Annotated in this window: 17 protein-coding genes; 6 read left to right on the top strand and 11 right to left on the bottom strand. The window is 72.8% G+C overall.

Annotation, left to right across the window (positions count from 1 at the left end):
* Nucleotides 1-23: 23 nt before the first annotated feature.
* On the top strand, nucleotides 24-1,259 hold the full coding sequence (locus tag AB0J97_RS29995) for a trypsin-like peptidase domain-containing protein (protein WP_364094555.1): 1,236 nt from the start codon (nucleotides 24-26) through the stop codon (nucleotides 1,257-1,259).
* Between the two features lie 70 nt (nucleotides 1,260-1,329).
* Here AB0J97_RS29995 and AB0J97_RS29990 read toward each other — a convergent pair whose 3' ends face one another.
* The 8 genes from AB0J97_RS29990 to AB0J97_RS29955 all read right to left on the bottom strand — a co-directional run bounded on the left by AB0J97_RS29990 (nucleotide 1,330) and on the right by AB0J97_RS29955 (nucleotide 9,340).
* A complete protein-coding gene (locus AB0J97_RS29990; protein WP_357695808.1) occupies nucleotides 1,330-2,070 on the bottom strand; it encodes an ABC transporter permease in 741 nt (246 codons plus the stop codon).
* A complete protein-coding gene (locus AB0J97_RS29985) occupies nucleotides 2,063-2,968 on the bottom strand; it encodes an ABC transporter ATP-binding protein (RefSeq protein ID WP_364094552.1) in 906 nt (301 codons plus the stop codon). The genes AB0J97_RS29990 and AB0J97_RS29985 overlap by 8 nt, the downstream gene beginning before the upstream one ends.
* Entirely contained in the window at nucleotides 2,965-3,288 is a 324-nt protein-coding gene (locus AB0J97_RS29980) for a transcriptional regulator (RefSeq protein ID WP_357695812.1), read from the bottom strand. The genes AB0J97_RS29985 and AB0J97_RS29980 overlap by 4 nt, the downstream gene beginning before the upstream one ends.
* Nucleotides 3,285-3,905, bottom strand: a complete 621-nt coding sequence (locus AB0J97_RS29975; protein ID WP_357695814.1) for a hypothetical protein — start codon at nucleotides 3,903-3,905, stop codon at nucleotides 3,285-3,287. Before AB0J97_RS29975 ends, AB0J97_RS29980 begins: the two co-directional genes overlap by 4 nt.
* Before the next feature lie 82 nt (nucleotides 3,906-3,987).
* Nucleotides 3,988-5,667 carry a thiol reductant ABC exporter subunit CydC gene (gene cydC / locus AB0J97_RS29970; RefSeq protein WP_364094548.1) on the bottom strand — a complete coding sequence of 560 codons (1,680 nt, stop codon included), beginning with the start codon at nucleotides 5,665-5,667 and terminating at the stop codon, nucleotides 3,988-3,990.
* Complete coding sequence (gene cydD, locus AB0J97_RS29965) at nucleotides 5,664-7,388, bottom strand: thiol reductant ABC exporter subunit CydD (protein ID WP_364094545.1); 1,725 nt, start codon at nucleotides 7,386-7,388, stop codon at nucleotides 5,664-5,666. The genes cydC and cydD overlap by 4 nt, the downstream gene beginning before the upstream one ends.
* Before the next feature lie 7 nt (nucleotides 7,389-7,395).
* A complete protein-coding gene (locus tag AB0J97_RS29960; RefSeq protein ID WP_364094542.1) occupies nucleotides 7,396-8,160 on the bottom strand; it encodes a cytochrome d ubiquinol oxidase subunit II in 765 nt (254 codons plus the stop codon).
* A 10-nt stretch (nucleotides 8,161-8,170) separates the two neighbouring features.
* Nucleotides 8,171-9,340: a cytochrome ubiquinol oxidase subunit I gene (locus AB0J97_RS29955; RefSeq protein WP_364094539.1), complete on the bottom strand. Its 1,170-nt coding sequence runs from the start codon at nucleotides 9,338-9,340 to the stop codon at nucleotides 8,171-8,173.
* Between the two features lie 89 nt (nucleotides 9,341-9,429).
* Between AB0J97_RS29955 and AB0J97_RS29950 the strand changes: the two genes are divergently transcribed.
* Entirely contained in the window at nucleotides 9,430-9,765 is a 336-nt protein-coding gene (locus tag AB0J97_RS29950; RefSeq protein WP_364094536.1) for a helix-turn-helix transcriptional regulator, read from the top strand.
* Here AB0J97_RS29950 and AB0J97_RS29945 read toward each other — a convergent pair.
* A complete protein-coding gene (locus AB0J97_RS29945; RefSeq protein WP_357695825.1) occupies nucleotides 9,757-10,440 on the bottom strand; it encodes a permease prefix domain 1-containing protein in 684 nt (227 codons plus the stop codon). The genes AB0J97_RS29950 and AB0J97_RS29945 overlap by 9 nt on opposite strands.
* A 104-nt stretch (nucleotides 10,441-10,544) precedes the next feature.
* On the opposite strand from AB0J97_RS29945, the gene AB0J97_RS29940 reads away from it, so the two are divergent.
* The 3 genes from AB0J97_RS29940 to AB0J97_RS29930 are packed head-to-tail and all read left to right on the top strand — an operon-like array spanning nucleotide 10,545 to nucleotide 11,645.
* A complete protein-coding gene (locus AB0J97_RS29940; RefSeq protein WP_364094532.1) occupies nucleotides 10,545-10,898 on the top strand; it encodes a VOC family protein in 354 nt (117 codons plus the stop codon).
* Nucleotides 10,895-11,221: a metalloregulator ArsR/SmtB family transcription factor gene (locus tag AB0J97_RS29935; RefSeq protein ID WP_357695829.1), complete on the top strand. Its 327-nt coding sequence runs from the start codon at nucleotides 10,895-10,897 to the stop codon at nucleotides 11,219-11,221. The genes AB0J97_RS29940 and AB0J97_RS29935 overlap by 4 nt, the downstream gene beginning before the upstream one ends.
* Nucleotides 11,214-11,645, top strand: coding sequence for an SRPBCC domain-containing protein (locus AB0J97_RS29930; RefSeq protein ID WP_357695831.1), 432 nt, complete (start codon nucleotides 11,214-11,216; stop codon nucleotides 11,643-11,645). Before AB0J97_RS29935 ends, AB0J97_RS29930 begins: the two co-directional genes overlap by 8 nt.
* Before the next feature lie 102 nt (nucleotides 11,646-11,747).
* Here AB0J97_RS29930 and AB0J97_RS29925 read toward each other — a convergent pair whose 3' ends face one another.
* Both AB0J97_RS29925 and AB0J97_RS29920 read right to left on the bottom strand, forming a co-directional pair.
* On the bottom strand, nucleotides 11,748-12,899 hold the full coding sequence (locus AB0J97_RS29925; protein WP_364094527.1) for a hypothetical protein: 1,152 nt from the start codon (nucleotides 12,897-12,899) through the stop codon (nucleotides 11,748-11,750).
* Between the two features lie 53 nt (nucleotides 12,900-12,952).
* Nucleotides 12,953-14,323: a pentapeptide repeat-containing protein gene (locus tag AB0J97_RS29920; protein WP_364094524.1), complete on the bottom strand. Its 1,371-nt coding sequence runs from the start codon at nucleotides 14,321-14,323 to the stop codon at nucleotides 12,953-12,955.
* A gap of 106 nt (nucleotides 14,324-14,429) precedes the next feature.
* Between AB0J97_RS29920 and AB0J97_RS29915 the strand changes: the two genes are divergently transcribed.
* Nucleotides 14,430-16,133, top strand: a complete 1,704-nt coding sequence (locus AB0J97_RS29915) for an ExeM/NucH family extracellular endonuclease (protein ID WP_364094521.1) — start codon at nucleotides 14,430-14,432, stop codon at nucleotides 16,131-16,133.
* Nucleotides 16,134-16,140 lie beyond the last annotated feature (7 nt).

Genomic DNA, 16,140 nt, shown 5'->3' with positions numbered 1-16,140 from the left:
TAGGGACTTGAGGGAGATGACAGATGGACGCGAACGAGCCTCGCGAGCAGGGCACCGGTGGTTGGAGCCAGTTCGGCGCCACGCCACCGGCCGCCGGGGGCTTCCCCCGGCGGGACACGATCGTCATGGAGCAGCCGCCTCCTCCTCCGCCGTCCGCCCTGGTCAAGGCGCGCTTCAGCGCCGGGCAGAAGGCCGTCGCGGGCCTGGCGCTGGCCGCGATGGCCATCGGCGGCGGGGTCGTGGGAGCGGCCGTCGCCACCGCCTTCCAGCCGCAGCCGCAGCAGGTGGTCAGCGCGCCCAGCCCGGTGCTGCGGTCGGCCTCCAACCAGCTCTCCACCGCTGAGGTGGCCGAGCGGGTGCAGCCGTCGGTGGTCATGATCCAGGGGCAGACGGGCGAGGGTTCGGGGGTCGTGCTCTCCGAGGACGGCCTCATCCTCACCAACAACCACGTGGTCGTCGGCGCCTCGCAGGGCGGGGGGCAGATGACGGTCAAGTTCAGCGACGGCAGGACGGCCAAGGCCAGCGTCGTGGGCACGGACCCGGCCACCGACCTCGCGGTCATCAAGGCCCAGGACGTCTCGGGGCTGACCAAGGTCACGCTGGGCGACAGCGACCAGCTCAAGGTCGGCGACGACGTGCTGGCCATCGGCAGCCCGCTCGGCCTGGACGGATCGGTCACCAGGGGCATCATCAGCGCCCTGAACCGTACCCTCAACCTGGGCGGCGAGCAGCGCCAGCAGCTTCCGCCCGGTTTCGGCGGCGAGCAGCAGCAGAGCCAGGCGCCGAGCGCCACCATCGGCGACGTCATCCAGACCGACGCCGCCATCAACCCCGGCAACTCCGGCGGCGCGCTGGTGAACGCGGCCGGCGCCCTCGTCGGCATCAACACCGCCATCGCCTCCGACGCGGCCGGCGGCGGCGTCGGCTTCGCGATCCCGGTCAACACCGCCAAGCAGGTGGCCGAGCAGCTCATCAAGAGCGGCAAGGTCAGCCACGCCTTCCTCGGCGTGAGCGTCACCGACGCCACCGGCGACGTGCCCGGCGCGCTTATCCGTCAGGTGACCGCGGAAAGCCCGGCGGCCAAGGCCGGGCTGAAGGAGGGGGACCTGATCACCAAGATTGGGGACACACCTGTTGACTCAGGCGATACCGTTGTTGGACAGGTCAGAGGTTTCAAACCGGGCCAACAGGTCAAGATCACATATATGAGGGGCGGACAGTCCGGCGAGGTCACCGTCACCCTCCAAGAGAAGAAGTAAACACCAGGACCCCCTCCCGGAGACGGGTGTGCCGTTGAGATCGCTGCGGACTCGGCGGCACACCCCCCCATCAGGCGAAACGGCGGCCCTCGTCACGGCGGTAGGCCCACGTGGCGGCGGCCGCCGCGAGCACCGTCCAGACGCCCAGCATGATGAGCGCGATCCCGTCCGGCCGCGCCCCCGCGATGGCCGCCCAGATCAGCTCGGCCGCGCCCCTGGACGGCACGTACGGCGAGATGGTCTCCACGATGTCCGGCAGGATCTGCGGCGGCAGGATCAGCCCGCCCACGATCGCCACGGGGAAGAAGACGATCTGGGCCACCGCGAGCGCCGCCTTCGACGGCAGCGTCAGGCCGAGGAACAGCCCGATCAGCATGAACGGCACCCCCGCGCCGACCAGCGCCGCCAGCCCCAGGGCCAGCCGCACCGGCGTGATGACCGCCTCCGTCAGCAGCGCCGCCACCACCAGCACCGGGACCACCGACAGCAGCATGAGGACCACCGTCGACAACATCCGCCCGGCCAGGCGCGGGAACGGCCCGGCGGGCAGCGTGCGCGTGTAGGGGTCCCACGGCTGCTCGCGGTCCTGGGAGACCGAGGCGCTGAGCCCGATCACCGCCGAGGACATGGCGCCGAAGAACATCAGCGCCCCCGTCGCCGTCGTCGCCGCCGCCGGGTCACCGCCCGCGAACGGCACCACGAACGCCAGCATCGAGATGGCCGGGAACATGGAGCTGGCCAGGATCCCGATGGGCACCCTGAACTGCTCGACGAGCTGCAGCCGGGTGTGGGCCGCGATCAGGCTAGACATTCGCGTCCTCCTTGGAAGCGGTCGAGGTGTCCGAGGTGGCGGTGATGGTGAGGAAGGCCTCCTCCAGCGTGGTCGGCCTGACCTCCAGCCCCGAGAACGGCGTGCCGCTGCGCACCAGCTCGACCACCAGCCGGTCGGGATCGGTGGTCAGCAGGCTGATCCGGCCGTCCCGGCGTTCGGTGCTGAGCACGCCGGGCAGCTCGGGCAGGTCCTCGGCGTCGAGCGAGACGCGCCGCACCCCCACCATGTCGCGCACGGCCCGCACGGTGTCGTCGGCCAGCACCCGCCCCTGGCCGACCACGACCACGCGCTGGGCCAGCGCCTCGATCTCCTCCAGGTAGTGGCTGGTCAGGACGACCGTGCCGCCTTCGGCGTGGAAGGCCTGGATGCCGTCCCAGAGCGTGCGCCTGGCCTCGACGTCGAGGCCGGTCGTCGGCTCGTCCAGGAACACCAGGCGCGGCCGGCCGGCGAAGGCCAGCGCCACGGCCAGACGCCGCTTCTGCCCGCCGGACAGCCCGCCCACCTGGCGCTTGACCAGGTCGCTCAGGCCGAAGCGGTCGAGCAGCTCGTCCTTGCCGAGCGCGTCGGGGAAGTGGGCGCGCACGAAGTCGGTGATCTCGCCGACCCGCAGCGACTCCGGCAGGCCGGTCTCCTGCGGGGTCACGCCGATGCCGCGGCGCGTCACGGGGTCCTGGGGCGAGCCGCCGAACAGCTCGACCGTGCCGGAGGTCGGGCGGCGCAGCCCGACGAACAGGTTGATCAGGGTGGACTTGCCCGCCCCGTTCGGGCCGAGCAGGCCGACCAGCTCGCCCGCCCGGATGTCGAGTGAGACGCGGTCGAGCGCGAGCACGTCCCCGTAGCGGCGGGTGACCTCCACCGTTCTGGCGAGGGCCGTCATGGGGTTCCTCCAGCGTTGTCGAGCAAGGCGCGGATCGCCTTGGTGTAGTCCTCGAAGGCCAGCCGTCCGCGCTGGGTGAGCGCGACGTACGTGACGGGGGTGCGGCCCTTGTGGGTCTTGGTGATACGGACGTAACCGGCGTCCTCCAGCTTGGTCAGATGCACCGAGAGGTTGCCGGCCGTCATCCCGAGCAGGTCCTTCAGCGAGGGGAAGGCGATCTCGTCGCGGCCGCCGAGGGTGTTGAGCGTGGCGACCACCCGCAGCCTGGCCTGCGCGTGGATGACCGGGTCGAGCTCGGGGACGGCCCCGCCATGGCTCACGTCCGCCGCCGCAGCACGATCCCGGTCACGATGTAGCCGCCGCCGGTCAGCACGGCCGTCAGCAGCGCGTGCCAGCCGGCCCCGAGCATGACGCCCACCCCGTTGACGACCGCCGTCCACACGCCGACGAAGAACATCGGCCAGTACGTCCAGATCGCGCCGCCGGCCATGTAGAGCAGGGCGACGAGCATCATGAAGCCGCCGCCCCACAGCAGGCCGCTCTCGGTGGCGGAGAGCTGGGGGCTCAGGCGTACGGCGAGCACCGTCATGGAGATCATGCCGGCCACCCAGGCGTAGCCGTACATCATGCCCTTGGCCGAGGTCTCGCCGCGGACCTGCGCCCCCATCTTCACCATGCCGAAGACGGCGATCGCCCCGGCCAGCGACATGCCCGCGAACAGCACCGTGAGCGCCAGCGGGCGGGAGATCGGCGCGTAGGGCACGCCGTCGAGGCCGTAGTGCAGGAACAGCGCCGTGAAGCCGAGCAGCCAGGCCACGCCCCAGGGCACGTAGAGCAGCACGGGGTCGCCGTGCAGGCGCCTGACCGTGGCGGTCCGCTGCTGCTCGATCAGCCGCAGCGTCTCCTCCGGAGTACGCGCGTGATCGTCGTCCACCATGCCTGCCCCTCTTGTCCCGCAAACAGGTTTGTATCTTAAACCTGATGACGGCGCAAACTCTACAGCAGGGCGGGCGGGACGGCTACCGCCTGGTCAGGGCCTCGGACTCCCACAGGTCGCGGTAATAGCCGGGCACGGCCACCAGCTCGTCGTGCCGCCCGCGCTGGACGACGCGGCCCTCGTCGAGCACCACGACCTCGTCGACCGACTCCAGGCCCTTGAGCCGGTGGGTCACCAGCACGGTGGTGCGCTCGCGGATGACGTCCAGCAGGTCGGCCATCAGGCGGTCGGCGGTCTCCTCGTCGAGCGCCTCGGCGGGCTCGTCCAGCAGCAGGACGGGCGGGTCGTACAGCAGCGCCCTGGCCAGGGCCAGGCGCTGGAGCTGGCCGCCGGAGACGGTCCTGCCGTCCTCGCCGAGCTCGGCGTCCCAGCCGGTGCGCTCGACCCACGGGCCGAGCCTGGCCTCCCGTACGGCCGCCGTCAGCCGCTCGTCATCGGCGTCCGGCCCGGCCAGGCGCAGGTTGTCGCGCAGCGTGGTGCGGAAGATGTACGGGTCCTGGGTGAGCCCGGTCATCAGCGTGCGGACGTCGTCGCCGGACAGGTCGCGCAGGTCGGCCCCGTTGACGCGGACGCTTCCCGACTCGGGCTCGACCAGGCGCATCAGCGCGGCCAGCAACGTGCTCTTGCCCGCGCCGCTCGGGCCCACGATCGCCACCCGGCGGCCCGGAGTGAGGCGCAGGGAGACGCCGTCGAGGGCCGGCCTGGCGGCGCCGGGGTGGCGTACGACGAGGCCCTCGACCTCGACCGTCAGGGGAGCGGACGGCACGGGCGCGGGCGCGGCGGGCTCGGTGACGGCCGGGGCGGCGGCGCGGACCTCGCGCAGCCGCCGGATCGCGGCGGTGATCCCGGCCATGCGCTCACCCGCCGCGGCCAGCGGCAGCACCGGCTCGAACGACACCAGCGCGGTCAGCGCGAGCACCGCCGTGGCGACCGAGCCGGCGCCCGCGCCCTGGGCGAGCAGCACGATGGCCGCCACCGTCAGGCCCTGGGCCAGCGTGCCGACCGCCAGGGCGGCGGCGTGCACGCGCGACTGGCGGCGCTCCAGCGCGGCCAGCGACTCGTCGGCGGCCAGCGCGCCGGACAGTGCCCGCTCGCCCGCGCCGTAGGCGGCCAGGTCGGCCGAGCCGTGCACGAGGTCGGCCACGCGGGCCGCGAGCGCGGCCCTGGCCGGGGCGATCCGCGCCGACCAGCGGCGCGCGGCGGCGGCGGTCGCGGCGGGCAGCAGCACGCCCGCCACCACCAGCCCGGCCACCAGCACCAGCGCGGTCACCGGCAGCACGAACAGCCCGATGACGACCGCGGCCAGGCCGGTCAGGAGAGCGGCGGCGGCCGGGAGCAGCGCGCGGACCAGCAGGTCCTGGACGGCCTCGGTGTCGTCCACCATGCGGCTGAGCAGGTCGGCGCCGCCGTGGCGGGGGCGCTGGGGCGGGACGAGCGCCTCGTAGAGCCGCTCGCGGGTGCCGGCCTGGGCGCGCAGGGCCACGTCGTGGCCGGTGAGCCGTTCGGCGTAGCGGAAGACGCCCTTGCCGGTCGCGAAGGCCCTGGTAGCCACGATGGCCACGCTCAACGCGGCCAGGGACGGCTGCTGCGCGGCCCGGGTGATCAGCCAGGCGGCGGCCGCGATCAGCCCCAGCCCGGCCAGGTCGGCGGCCGCCCCGGCCAGCACGGCCCAGGCCAGCCGGGTGCCCATGCGCCGGTTCATCGCGCGCTCCCCTCGGGAAGGGAGGCCACGCCCTGCGGCTCCCTGTGATCGTCGCCTCCTGGGCGGGCCGGACGGTCGCGGGTGGTGTCGGAGACGACGCGGCCCTCGTGCACCCGGACGATCCGGTCGGCCAGGTCGATCATCGCGGGCCGGTGCGCGACGATGACGGCGGTCCGCCCCCGCGCCAGTTCGGCCGTGGCGGCCACGACGGCGGCCTCGCTGCGGCCGTCGAGGCGGGCGGTGGGCTCGTCGAGCAGCAGCGCCGTGGCGCCGGGGCGGCAGAAGCCCCGGGCCAGCGCCACGCGCTGCCGCTGGCCCGCCGACAGGTTCGCGCCGCGCTCGCCGACGACGGTGTCGAACCCCTCGGGCAGGCCGTCCACGAAGTCGGCGTGCGCGGCGGCCGCGGCCCGGCGGACCTCCTCCAGGGTGGCGCCGGGCGCGCCGAGCCGGATGTTGTCGGCCACGGAGGTGGTGAACAGGTGGGGGCGCTGCGGCACGTACGCCAGGGCCGCCCGCCAGCTGTCCAGGTCCAGCTCGGTCAGGTCGGCGCCGTCGACCAGGACGCGCCCCTCGGACGGGCGCAGGAAGCCGAGGACCAGGTGCAGCAGCGTGCTCTTGCCGCCGCCGCTCTCGCCGACCAGCGCCACCCGCTCGCCGGGCGCGATGGTGAGCGTCACGTTCTCCAGAGCGGCCTCGTCGCGGCCGGGGTAGCGGACGGTCACGTTCTCCAGGCGGATCTCCGGCGCGCCGTGCCCGGCGTACGGGCGGGTCGCGCCCGGCGGGTCGCCGGCGGCGTCGTCCAGGACGGCGAAGGCGGCGTCGGCGGCGGCCACCCCCTCCATGGAGGCGTGGAACCGGGTCCCCATGGCCCGCAGCGGCAGGTACGCCTCGGGCGCCAAGAGCAGCACCAGCAGCGCCGTCGTCAGGTCCAGCGACCCGCCGAGCAGCCGCAGCCCGATCGGCACCGCCACCAGCGCCAGCGACAACGACGCGCACAGCTCCAGCACCAGCGACGACAGGAACGCCACCCGCAACGTGCGCATGGTCGCGCTCCGATGGGCGTCGGCGACCTGCCGGATGACCGTCGCCTGGTAGCGGGCCCGCCCGAAGGCGCGCAGCGTGGGCAGCCCGCGCACGACGTCGAGGAAGTGCCCGCCGAGCCGCGACAGGGCGTGGAACTGCCGCTCGGTGACGGCCTTGGTCGTCATGCCGACCAGCGCGCCGAAGACGGGGATCAGCGGCAGCGTGATCAGGACGATCACCGCGCTGCCCAGGTCGGCGGCGAACAACCGGACCAGCACGGCCACCGGCACGACGGCCGCCACCGCGATCGAGGGCAGGTAGCCGGTCAGGTAGGCGTCGAGGCCGTCCAGGCCCCGGCCGGTCAGCGTGACCAGCTCGCCCGACCGGTGACCGGTCAGCCTGGACGGGCCCAGCTCGCCCAGGCGGGCCAGCAGCCGGTGGCGCAACGCGGACTTCACCCCCGTCGCCGTGCGCCCGGCGAAGACGCCCTGCGTCCAGGCCAGCAGCGCCCGTACGCCCACGACGGCGGCCAGCGCGCCCAGCGCGGCGGCGGTGAACCGGCCGGACAGCACCCCGGCCAGCAACTCGGCCTGCGCGAGCACGAGCAGGCCGGCCAGCACGGCCGCGACCATGGTGACGGTCAGATGGCGGCGCACCGAGCGCTCGGCCCGCATGAGCCGCAGAAGATCCTTATGCACGTGGCCTTCAGAAGAACGAGGGGAGCGGGACGGCGCCCTTACCTGGCCGGAAAGTCCGCCATACCCATACTTGCGCGCCCAGCATGATCGGCGCGAACGGCAACGCCATGACACTGAGCACATTCAACGTAGCCGCCGGCGCGCTGTGCTCCAGCAAGAACGGCATCGCCCCCACGAGCAGGCCGATCACCGGCAGCGCCGAGACCAGCCCCGAGACCACCAGCGCCCGCCCCGACCGCACGCCCCCGAAGGCTCCCGGCTCCCGCCAGGCCAGGAACGTCCACCCGTGGAAGGCGAACAGCAGGGTCGTCAGCACGCCCAGCAGCACCCCGACCGGATGCACCGGCGAGGAGGTGAACCCGGTGGCGGCGGCGTGCAGCGCCATGCCCCAGCCGAACGACAGCCCCAGCGACCCGAACGCGATCATCGCGTCCCAGAAGCCGCGCCACCGGGCGCCGTCCAGCCGCCGCCGGAACCACAGCCCGGCGTCGCGCAGGATCCAGCTCAGCAGCATGGCCACCACCAGCGGATACAGCCCGAACAGCACCTCGCCCTCCAGGCGCGGGTACACGCCGAACAGCGTCCCGGCCACCGCGACCAGCCACACCTCGTTGGCCAGCACGAACGGCGCCATCGCGGCCACCATGCGGTCGCGGTTGGCGCGCGTCCTGCCCAGCACCGGCAGCAGCAGGCCGACGCCGAGGTCGAAGCCCTCCAGCGCGAAGTACCCGGCCAGCAGCACCGCGAAGAACAGGAACCAGATCACTTCCATGTCAGCACTCCTAGAAGGTCATCGCCGGGGCGGGCCGGGCGCCGGCGGGGACCGCGCCGAGGTCGAGGTCGCGCGGACCCCGCCGGACGATCCGGGCGATGAGGACGTAGTCGACGACCGCCAGCAGCCCCAGCACCCCGGCGAACCCGATGAGCGAGGCCGTGACCATGCCCGAGGTCAGCCCCGGCGTCAGGGCGTCGGCGACGGTGAGCTTCTGCCACACCATCCACGGCTGGCGGCCGATCTCCCTGGCCATCCAGCCCAGGATCGCCAGCGCGAACGGCACCGGGGTCATGAGCATCAGCACCACGTGCGTCCACCGCCAGCGCGGCAGCCAGTAGATGAGCGGCAGGAGGATGAAGAGCAGCACGAACGCCAGGAGCTGGCCGATCTCGATCATGAACCCGAGCGGCACCGCGGCGCCCGTGCTCCCGTCGAACTTGCCCTCCTGGACGCCGCCGAACTGCGCGTAGCCGAACCCCAGGGCCAGGAAGGCGCCGACGGACGCCACGCCGACCCCCATGCGCAGGGACCTGTCGAAGAACACCGACTCCCGCGTGCGGCGCCGCAACTGGTACGCGCTAGCCCCGGCCAGCACCAGGCCGCCGGTCAGCAACCCCGCGCCGATGACGTGGGGGAAGGAGAACACCAGCGTCTTGTTCGTGAGCAGGGCGCCGAAGTCGACCAGCTCCAGCCGGCCGTCCCTGAGCACCGAGCCCGCCGGGTTCTGCAGGAAGGAGTTGGCGACCATGATGAAGAACGCGCTGGCGTACGCGGTCAGCGTCACCAGCCAGATGCAGGCCAGGTGCAGCCATTTGGGCAGCCGCCCCCACCCGAAGATCCACAGTCCGAGGAACGTGGACTCCAGGAAGAAGGCCACCAGGGTCTCCATGGCCAGCGGCGCGCCGAACACGCCTCCGGCGTAGTCGGACAGCCCGCTCCACGACAGCCCGAACTGGAACTCCATCACCAGGCCGGTGACGATGCCCAGGGCGTAGTTGACGACGTAGATCTGACCCCAGAACCGGGTCATGCCTCCGTGCAGCGCGCTGCCGGAGATCACGTGGCGGGTGTGCATGAGCGCCACGATCGGCGCCAGCCCGAGCGTGAGCACGACGAACAGGAAGTGCAGGCTTCCCGTCACCGCGAACTGCGTGCGGGCGAGTTCGAGTACGTCCATTCCCTCGACTCCGTTGTTGTGTCTACCTACATATAGACAGCCTACATGTAGACTGGCTACATGCGAAACGGTTGTCTAGGATCTAGGACATGAATCCAGACGCGCTGCGCGGGCACATGGACGCGTTGCTGCTCTCGGTGCTGGAGCGGGAGCCGCTGCACGGCTACGCGATCATCGAGGCGCTCCAGGAGCGCAGCGGAGGCGCGCTCAGCGTGCCCACCGGCACCGTCTATCCGGCGCTGCGGCGGCTGGAGCGCATCGGCTACCTGGCCAGCGAATGGGCGACCGTGGGCGGGCGCAAGCGGCGCACGTACCGGCTGACCGACTCGGGCAGGAAGCAGCTCGAAGGGGAGCGGTCGGCCTGGCGGGAGTTCACCAGCGTGATCGGCGGCGTGCTCCAGGCCGACACGCGGGCCTCAGGCTGACGGTTCCGCGGCGGTCCGGCCGGCGCGGGTGACCCGCAGGCAGCGCGTCGCGCCGTAGATCTGCAGGCCCCAGAACGCGGTCGTGACCAGGTTCGCCAGGAACGCGGGCAGGTAGTCGGTCATCGTGCCCGGCCCGGAGGAACTGTAGGACAGCACGAGGCTCATGGCGCCCGCGACCGGCAGCATGCCCCACACGAGGATGCCCAGCGACCTGGTCACCAGGCGCGGGCGGCGGATCCAGCGGGCGCCCCGGCCCAGCGCCAGCAGGGCGAGGCCGCCGTACAGGCCGGTCGCGAGCTGGCAGATGTCCAGCAGCCGCGAGAGCAGGTGGTACCAGGCGGGCCTGCCCACCCACAGCGCCGGGTCGGCGGGATAGATCCGCCACACCAGCGACCACATGAGCGCGGTCAGCGGGACGCTGATGAACAGCAGCAGGCCCAGGCGCCGCCCGGCCACGGCGGTCAGCTCGCTCTGGTAGCCCGGGGCGATCTCGGTGACCGGGCCGAACTCCGCGACCGCCAGCCGCTCGGCCTCGGCGCGTTCGAGCCCGTCGGCCTCCAGGGCGTCGGCGGTGTCGGACAGGCTGTCGCGCGCCTCGACGACCAGGTCGCGCTTCGCGCCGGCGGGGCCGGACAGCACGCGATCGAGGTCGGCCACGTAGTCGTCGATCCGCATGATCCCAGTCTACGGAGCAGGTCGCCGTTGGCCTATCAGGGAAGTCCCCGATATTTCGCGCACCGGCTTGATATGTCGGAAAAATCCTACGTATAGTGGCCCACATGCTGATTTCCGGGATTCTGACCGTCACCGTGCCCGTCGCCGACCAGGCGCGGGCGCTCGACTTCTACACCGGCGTGCTCGACTTCGAGGTGCGCACCGACAATCCGTTCCCGATGGGCCGCTGGCTCACCGTCGCGCCCAAGGGCACGGCGACCACGCTCCTGCTGGCCTCCTGGTTCCCCGCCATGGCCCCCGTCGGCGGGCTCGTGCTGGCCGCACCCGACCTCGACGCGCTCGCCGCCCGGCTCGCCGCCCACGAGATCGCCTTCGAAGGGCCGAGCGACGAGGCATGGGGACGCCAGCTGCTCTTCGGCGACCCCTTCGGCAACGGGTTCGTGGTCAGCCAGGCATGACCGCCGACCACGTCTTCACCGCGCTGGCCAGCCCGGCCAGGCGCGAGCTGCTGCGCCTGCTGCTCCAGGAGGGGCCCCAGCCCGCCGGGCGGCTGGCCGAGCGGTTCGACCTGAGCCGGCCCAGCGTCTCGGAGCATCTCAAGGTGCTCAAGGACGCCGGGCTCGTCGCCGAGGCCCGCAAGGGGCGGGAACGGCACTACCAGCTGGAGCCGGAGCCACTCATGGAGATCCGCGACTGGCTCACCCCGTACGAGAGGTTCTGGCGCGGGAAGCTGGCCGGACTCTCCGCACTGCTCGACGAGATGGAAGAAGAAGATGGCTGACGACCGGACCGCGATCCGGCTGGACGAGTTCCTCGCGCACCCGCCGCGCAAGGTGTGGCGGGCGCTGACCGACCCCGAGCTGATGGCCCGCTGGCTCATGCCCAACGACTTCCGGCTGGAGGTGGGCCACCGGTTCACCTTCACCACCCAGCCCAGGAAGGCGGTGGGGTTCGACGGCGTCGTCCACTGCGAGGTGCTGGAGTTCGAGGAGGAGAAGCTGCTGCGGATCAGCTGGAGCGACCGCAAGCAGGCCGACTGGACGGTCACCTGGCGGCTGGTGCCCGAGGGGCGGGGGACCCGGCTGTTCCTCGACCACGAGGGCTTCGACCCCGACGACCCCACCCAGCAGCTCTCCCGCCGGATCATGGGCGGCGGCTGGCCCCGGCACTTCACCACGATCGAGTCCCTCGCCGCCACCCTCTGATCCCGGCCGCCCGGCTCGGCGCCTCACCGCGTTCGAGTCCCTCGCCGCCGTCCGGCTCCGGCGCTTCGCCGCGTTCGACTCCCTCGCGGCCACTCGGCTCGGTCACCGGAGCGGGCTCGGGCCCGGTGGCGGGAGGTGGGCCAGGGCCTGTGAGGCCAGCTCGTCCGGGGCGCGGCCGTCGGTGTCCAGGCGCACGTCGCCCGCCCCGGCCCGCTCCAGGGCCGCGGCCTCCCGAGCCGCCCGCGCGGCCACGGCCCGCAGGGCGTCCGCGTCCAGCCCCCTCAGCTCGTCGCCGGGGATCGCCGGGCCGCCTCCCCGGCCGCGCAGCAGGACGCGTTCGAGCAGCGTGGCGGGGGAGGCGTGCAGCCGGAACACGGTCGGCGCCAGGCCGGGCAGCAGGCGGGTGCAGTCGCGGACGGTCTCGTCGGAGTCCGCCTCGCCGGAGACGATCAGGCAGGCGGCCCCGGCCGCCCGGTACCCGTCCCAGAGCGCGGCGAGGTTGTGCGCCTTGAGCCGGCGGCGTTCGTCCTCACTGGACGGGCGCAGCGTGGCGATCTGCCGGAGATCGACGTAGGCGGCCCGCACGCCCGACCGGTGCACCCGCCCGAAGACCTCGTAGCCGACCGTCGACTTCCCGGCCGCCGTCGCGCCCGAGAACCACAGCAGGGGAACCTCGCCGGAGGGCGCGGTCGGCGGACAACCAGCGGGTACGGTCGCCGGACAAGCAGCGGGCACGGTCGGCGGCCACCCGCCGAGCCGGTCGAGCACCAGCCGGGCCGTCTCCGGAGCCGTCAGCCCGCCGGTGTCCACGCACAGGTCGGCGTACCGGCTGCGGTCCTGTGCCGCGGCCTCGGCCACGGCCTCCTCCACCAGGTCCGGACGCCAGCCCCGCCCCAGGAACCGCGCCCTCAGCTCCGCGTGGGGGACCCGCAGCCGGCACACGGTGAACGCCGCCCCGGGCAGCAGCGCGGTGTACTGGCCGACCTCCTCGGACGTGTCCACGAAACCGGCCAGGACCAGGCAGTCCATCCCCTCGCGCCGGAACCCCGGCCACAGGGCCGCCAGGTTGCGCGCCCGCAGGCGATGCGTGCCGTCATCCGGCGCCGGATGACAGAGGCTGATCTGGTCGGCGTCGAGGAAGGCCGCCTTGACGCCGCTGCGGCCGAGCCGGGCGAAGATCTCCCACCCGGCCGACGACTTCCCGGCGCCCGTGGGGCCCGACAACCACAGCAGCGGCAGTGGATCGATGCTCACCGGCGCGACCCTAGCGAGCCCGATCCGCCGCCTGCCACCGCATTTCCGCCCGGCTACTGGTGGATGACCGGGTTGTGGTGGACCGCCTGGCGGGCCGCGTGCGAGGTGGAGCTCCACAACACCGCCGCCGCCGTCAGCGCCGCGAGCAGCGTGCACCAGGCCACCGCGCGGCCGAGGCGCATGCCGTACCCCCACAGCAGCCACGACAGCGACAGCCACCAGTGCTCGCCGGCCTGGCGGCGCATCTCCATGGCGGCGAAGGCGAAGTCCGCCGAGGTGTCGCGGTCCTCGACCCGGCCGCGGAGCTCGGCGTAGAGGGCGGCCAGCCGGTCGGGCGTGGTGGGCGAGCCGCCGGAGGCGTCCCAGCCGCGCAGGGCGTGCTCGTCGGCCAGCGCGCTGCGCCGCGAGAACCAGCGCAACATCGGACGGCGCAGGCTGACCCGCACGCCGCGCGGCGTGAGCGCGAACGTGCAGTTCCTGACCCGCACCCCGGCCGGACGCATGAGCCCGGTGAAGCCGCACGCCGACAGGTCGAGGCCGGTCAGCGTGAGGCTGTCGGCGTCCACCTGGCGCAGCGAGCTGAGCATCGACAGGCCCTTGCCGGTCACCGAGGCGGGCCCGTGCAGCACGGCGCCCTCCAGGTCGGCGCTGGAGTCGGTCAGCCGTACGGTGGCGGCCCCCGAGACCTCGACCCGCCGCAGGTCCACCCCGCAGCGCGCGACCGTCACGTCGAGCAGGCCGTCGGCGCGGGCGCGCGCGGCCGACAGCCTGCCGGTGGCCGACAGGTACGCGTCGCCGGCGAAGTGCGCATACTCGAACCCCGCCTGCCCGCGCACCTTGCGGAAGGAGAGGGTACGGCCGAACCTGGCGCCGCGGAACGTGCCGCCGGTGCCCAGGCGGGCGTCGTCGAAGGTGGCGTACCCGTCGAACCGGGCGCCCTCGCAGGAGAGCCCGTGCTCGAAGACGGCCTGGCCGAACAGCGCGTCGCGGGACATCACGGCCCGGTCGAGCGAGACGTGCCCCCGGACGCGTACGCCGTGGAAGGACAGCTCGCGCGTGAACCTGGCCGCGGCCAGCGACACGTTCCCCTCGAAGCACGCCCCGAAGAAGGAGGCCAGCCTTTCGAACCTGGCCCCGTCGAGTGACACGTCACCGGCGAACGTCACGCCCGACAGCCTGACGTCGCCGGTGAACCTGGCCCGGTCGAGCCGGGCGCGGCCCGGTCTGCGACTCGTCGCCTCCAGGACCCGCGAGAGCAGGTCGGCGGTGACGGTGGTGCCACGGAGGTCGAGCAGCCTGCCGGGGGACAGCCGGGCGAGGACGGCGGGCAGGTCCTCGGCCGGCAGATGCGCCAGGCACAGGCCGGACGGCTGGTGGGCGATTCCGGGGCAGGCAGCAGAAAACGCGCAGGTGACCCAGTCCATGCACTGGTCATACCCGCAGTGTGCCAATGTCAAGGTTCGATGATTTAATGTTCTATCCACTTTTGTGTGGAAATATGCGGACAATAATCCCTCTAAAGTGCCGGTCATGCGCGTTTTATCCCGAGCAGCACTCGCTGCCCTTGTGGCGGGCACCCTGACCGCCACCCCGGCCCTCGCCGAGACGGCGGCGGCGCCCTGCGACACCCCGGCCGACCGCCGCGTCGCCGAGGTGCAGGGCAGCGGCGACGCCAGTCCTCTGGCCGGCCAGACCGTACGGGTCGAAGGCGTCGTGACCGGCGACTTCCAGCGGACCGACCAGCTCAGCGGCTTCTTCCTCCAGGACCCGCAGCCCGACTCCGACCCGAGGACCTCCGAGGGCCTGTTCGTCTTCGCCCGCGAGTCCTTCAAGGACGTCAAGGTCGGCGACCGCGTCCTGGTCACCGGCAAGGCCACCGAGTACAACGGCTGGACCGAGCTGTCCCCGGTCACCGCCGTGGACGTCTGCGGCGCCGGCAACGTGGCGGCGCAGCCGTACACCCTGCCCCCGGCCACGGGTGGGGCGGGGCCGGAGTCCGTCGAGAACATGCTGCTCACCTTCCCGCAGCCGCTCACCGTGGACGACAACTACAACCTGGGCCGCTTCGGCGAGGTCACGGTGTCGGCGCACGGGCGCCTGTACCAGCCCACCGACCGGCCCGGCGTGGACCCCGCCCACGACCTGAGCCGCTCGCTGCTCGTCGACGACGGCTCCAACCGGGAGAACCCGGCGCCCCTGCCGCCCGTCACGCGGGCGGGGACCGTGGCCGTGGGCATCACCGGCGTGCTCGGGTACGGCTTCGGCGAGTACCGCCTCCAGCCCACCAAGCCGATCGCCTACCTGGACGCCAACCCGCGCACGCCGCGCCCGTTCCCGGTGGTCGGCAACGTGAAGGTGGCCTCGTTCAACACCCTGAACTGGTTCACCACCATCGGCTCACGCGGCGCGAGCAACGCCAACGAGCAGCAGCGGCAGCTCGCCAAGCTGGTGGCCGCGCTGAAGGGCCTGGACGCCGACGCGGTCGCCCTCATGGAGGTCGAGAACAACGGCCAGACCGCGCTGCAGGCGCTCGTGGACGCCGTCAACGCCGAGGTCGGCGCCGGTACGTACGCGGCGCTCACCCACCCCTACCCCGGCACGGACCTCATCCAGGTCGGGCTCATCTACAAGCCGGGCAAGCTGACCCCGGTCGGCGAGACCAGGGCCTCCCAGGACCCCGTCTTCAGCCGCCCGCCGCTGATCCAGACCTTCCGCAGGAAGGGCGGCGGCCAGCCGTTCACCATGATCGTCAACCACCTCAAGTCGAAGGGCTCCTGCCCGGCCGACGGCCCCGACACCGACCAGGGCGACGGCCAGAGCTGCTGGAACCCCACCCGCGTCAAGCAGGCCCAGACGCTGCTGGGCATCATCGATGACCAGGACCTGCCCAACCCGCTCGTGCTCGGCGACCTCAACGCCTACGGCGAGGAGGACCCGATCGACACGCTGGAGGCCGGCGGCCTGACCAGCCTCACCAAGCGGTTCGTGCCCGAGCCGCAGCGCTACAGCTACCTGTTCGACGGCCTGGCCGGCGAGCTCGACCACGCCTTCGCCGGCAAGCAGCTGCTCAAGCGGGTGACCAGCACCACCATCTGGCACATCAACTCCGACGAGCCGCGCATCCGCGACTACAACACCGAGTTCAACCCGCCCGGCCTCTACCAGCCGGACGCCTACCGCTCCTCCGACCACGACCCGCTGGTCATCGGCCTGACCCTGCCCGGCGGCCACTGAACGCACG

It is taken from the genome of Nonomuraea sp. NPDC049607 (assembly GCF_040675375.1).
In the GTDB taxonomy this organism is placed as follows: domain Bacteria; phylum Actinomycetota; class Actinomycetes; order Streptosporangiales; family Streptosporangiaceae; genus Nonomuraea.
Note: the sequence above shows the minus strand (reverse complement) of the source record. Positions and strands in the feature narration are given on the sequence as shown.

What these genes read in the sequence shown, in the direction of transcription:
- AB0J97_RS29995 (WP_364094555.1), top strand. Translation starts at nt 24, where the DNA reads ATGGACGCGAACGAGCCTCGCGAGCAGGGCACCGGTGGTTGGAGCCAG.
- AB0J97_RS29990 (WP_357695808.1), bottom strand. Translation starts at nt 2,070, where the DNA reads ATGTCTAGCCTGATCGCGGCCCACACCCGGCTGCAGCTCGTCGAGCAG.
- AB0J97_RS29985 (WP_364094552.1), bottom strand. Translation starts at nt 2,968, where the DNA reads ATGACGGCCCTCGCCAGAACGGTGGAGGTCACCCGCCGCTACGGGGAC.
- AB0J97_RS29975 (WP_357695814.1), bottom strand. Translation starts at nt 3,905, where the DNA reads ATGGTGGACGACGATCACGCGCGTACTCCGGAGGAGACGCTGCGGCTG.
- cydC (WP_364094548.1), bottom strand. Translation starts at nt 5,667, where the DNA reads ATGAACCGGCGCATGGGCACCCGGCTGGCCTGGGCCGTGCTGGCCGGG.
- AB0J97_RS29960 (WP_364094542.1), bottom strand. Translation starts at nt 8,160, where the DNA reads ATGGAAGTGATCTGGTTCCTGTTCTTCGCGGTGCTGCTGGCCGGGTAC.
- AB0J97_RS29955 (WP_364094539.1), bottom strand. Translation starts at nt 9,340, where the DNA reads ATGGACGTACTCGAACTCGCCCGCACGCAGTTCGCGGTGACGGGAAGC.
- AB0J97_RS29950 (WP_364094536.1), top strand. Translation starts at nt 9,430, where the DNA reads ATGAATCCAGACGCGCTGCGCGGGCACATGGACGCGTTGCTGCTCTCG.
- AB0J97_RS29945 (WP_357695825.1), bottom strand. Translation starts at nt 10,440, where the DNA reads ATGCGGATCGACGACTACGTGGCCGACCTCGATCGCGTGCTGTCCGGC.
- AB0J97_RS29940 (WP_364094532.1), top strand. Translation starts at nt 10,545, where the DNA reads ATGCTGATTTCCGGGATTCTGACCGTCACCGTGCCCGTCGCCGACCAG.
- AB0J97_RS29935 (WP_357695829.1), top strand. Translation starts at nt 10,895, where the DNA reads ATGACCGCCGACCACGTCTTCACCGCGCTGGCCAGCCCGGCCAGGCGC.
- AB0J97_RS29930 (WP_357695831.1), top strand. Translation starts at nt 11,214, where the DNA reads ATGGCTGACGACCGGACCGCGATCCGGCTGGACGAGTTCCTCGCGCAC.
- AB0J97_RS29920 (WP_364094524.1), bottom strand. Translation starts at nt 14,323, where the DNA reads ATGGACTGGGTCACCTGCGCGTTTTCTGCTGCCTGCCCCGGAATCGCC.
- AB0J97_RS29915 (WP_364094521.1), top strand. Translation starts at nt 14,430, where the DNA reads ATGCGCGTTTTATCCCGAGCAGCACTCGCTGCCCTTGTGGCGGGCACC.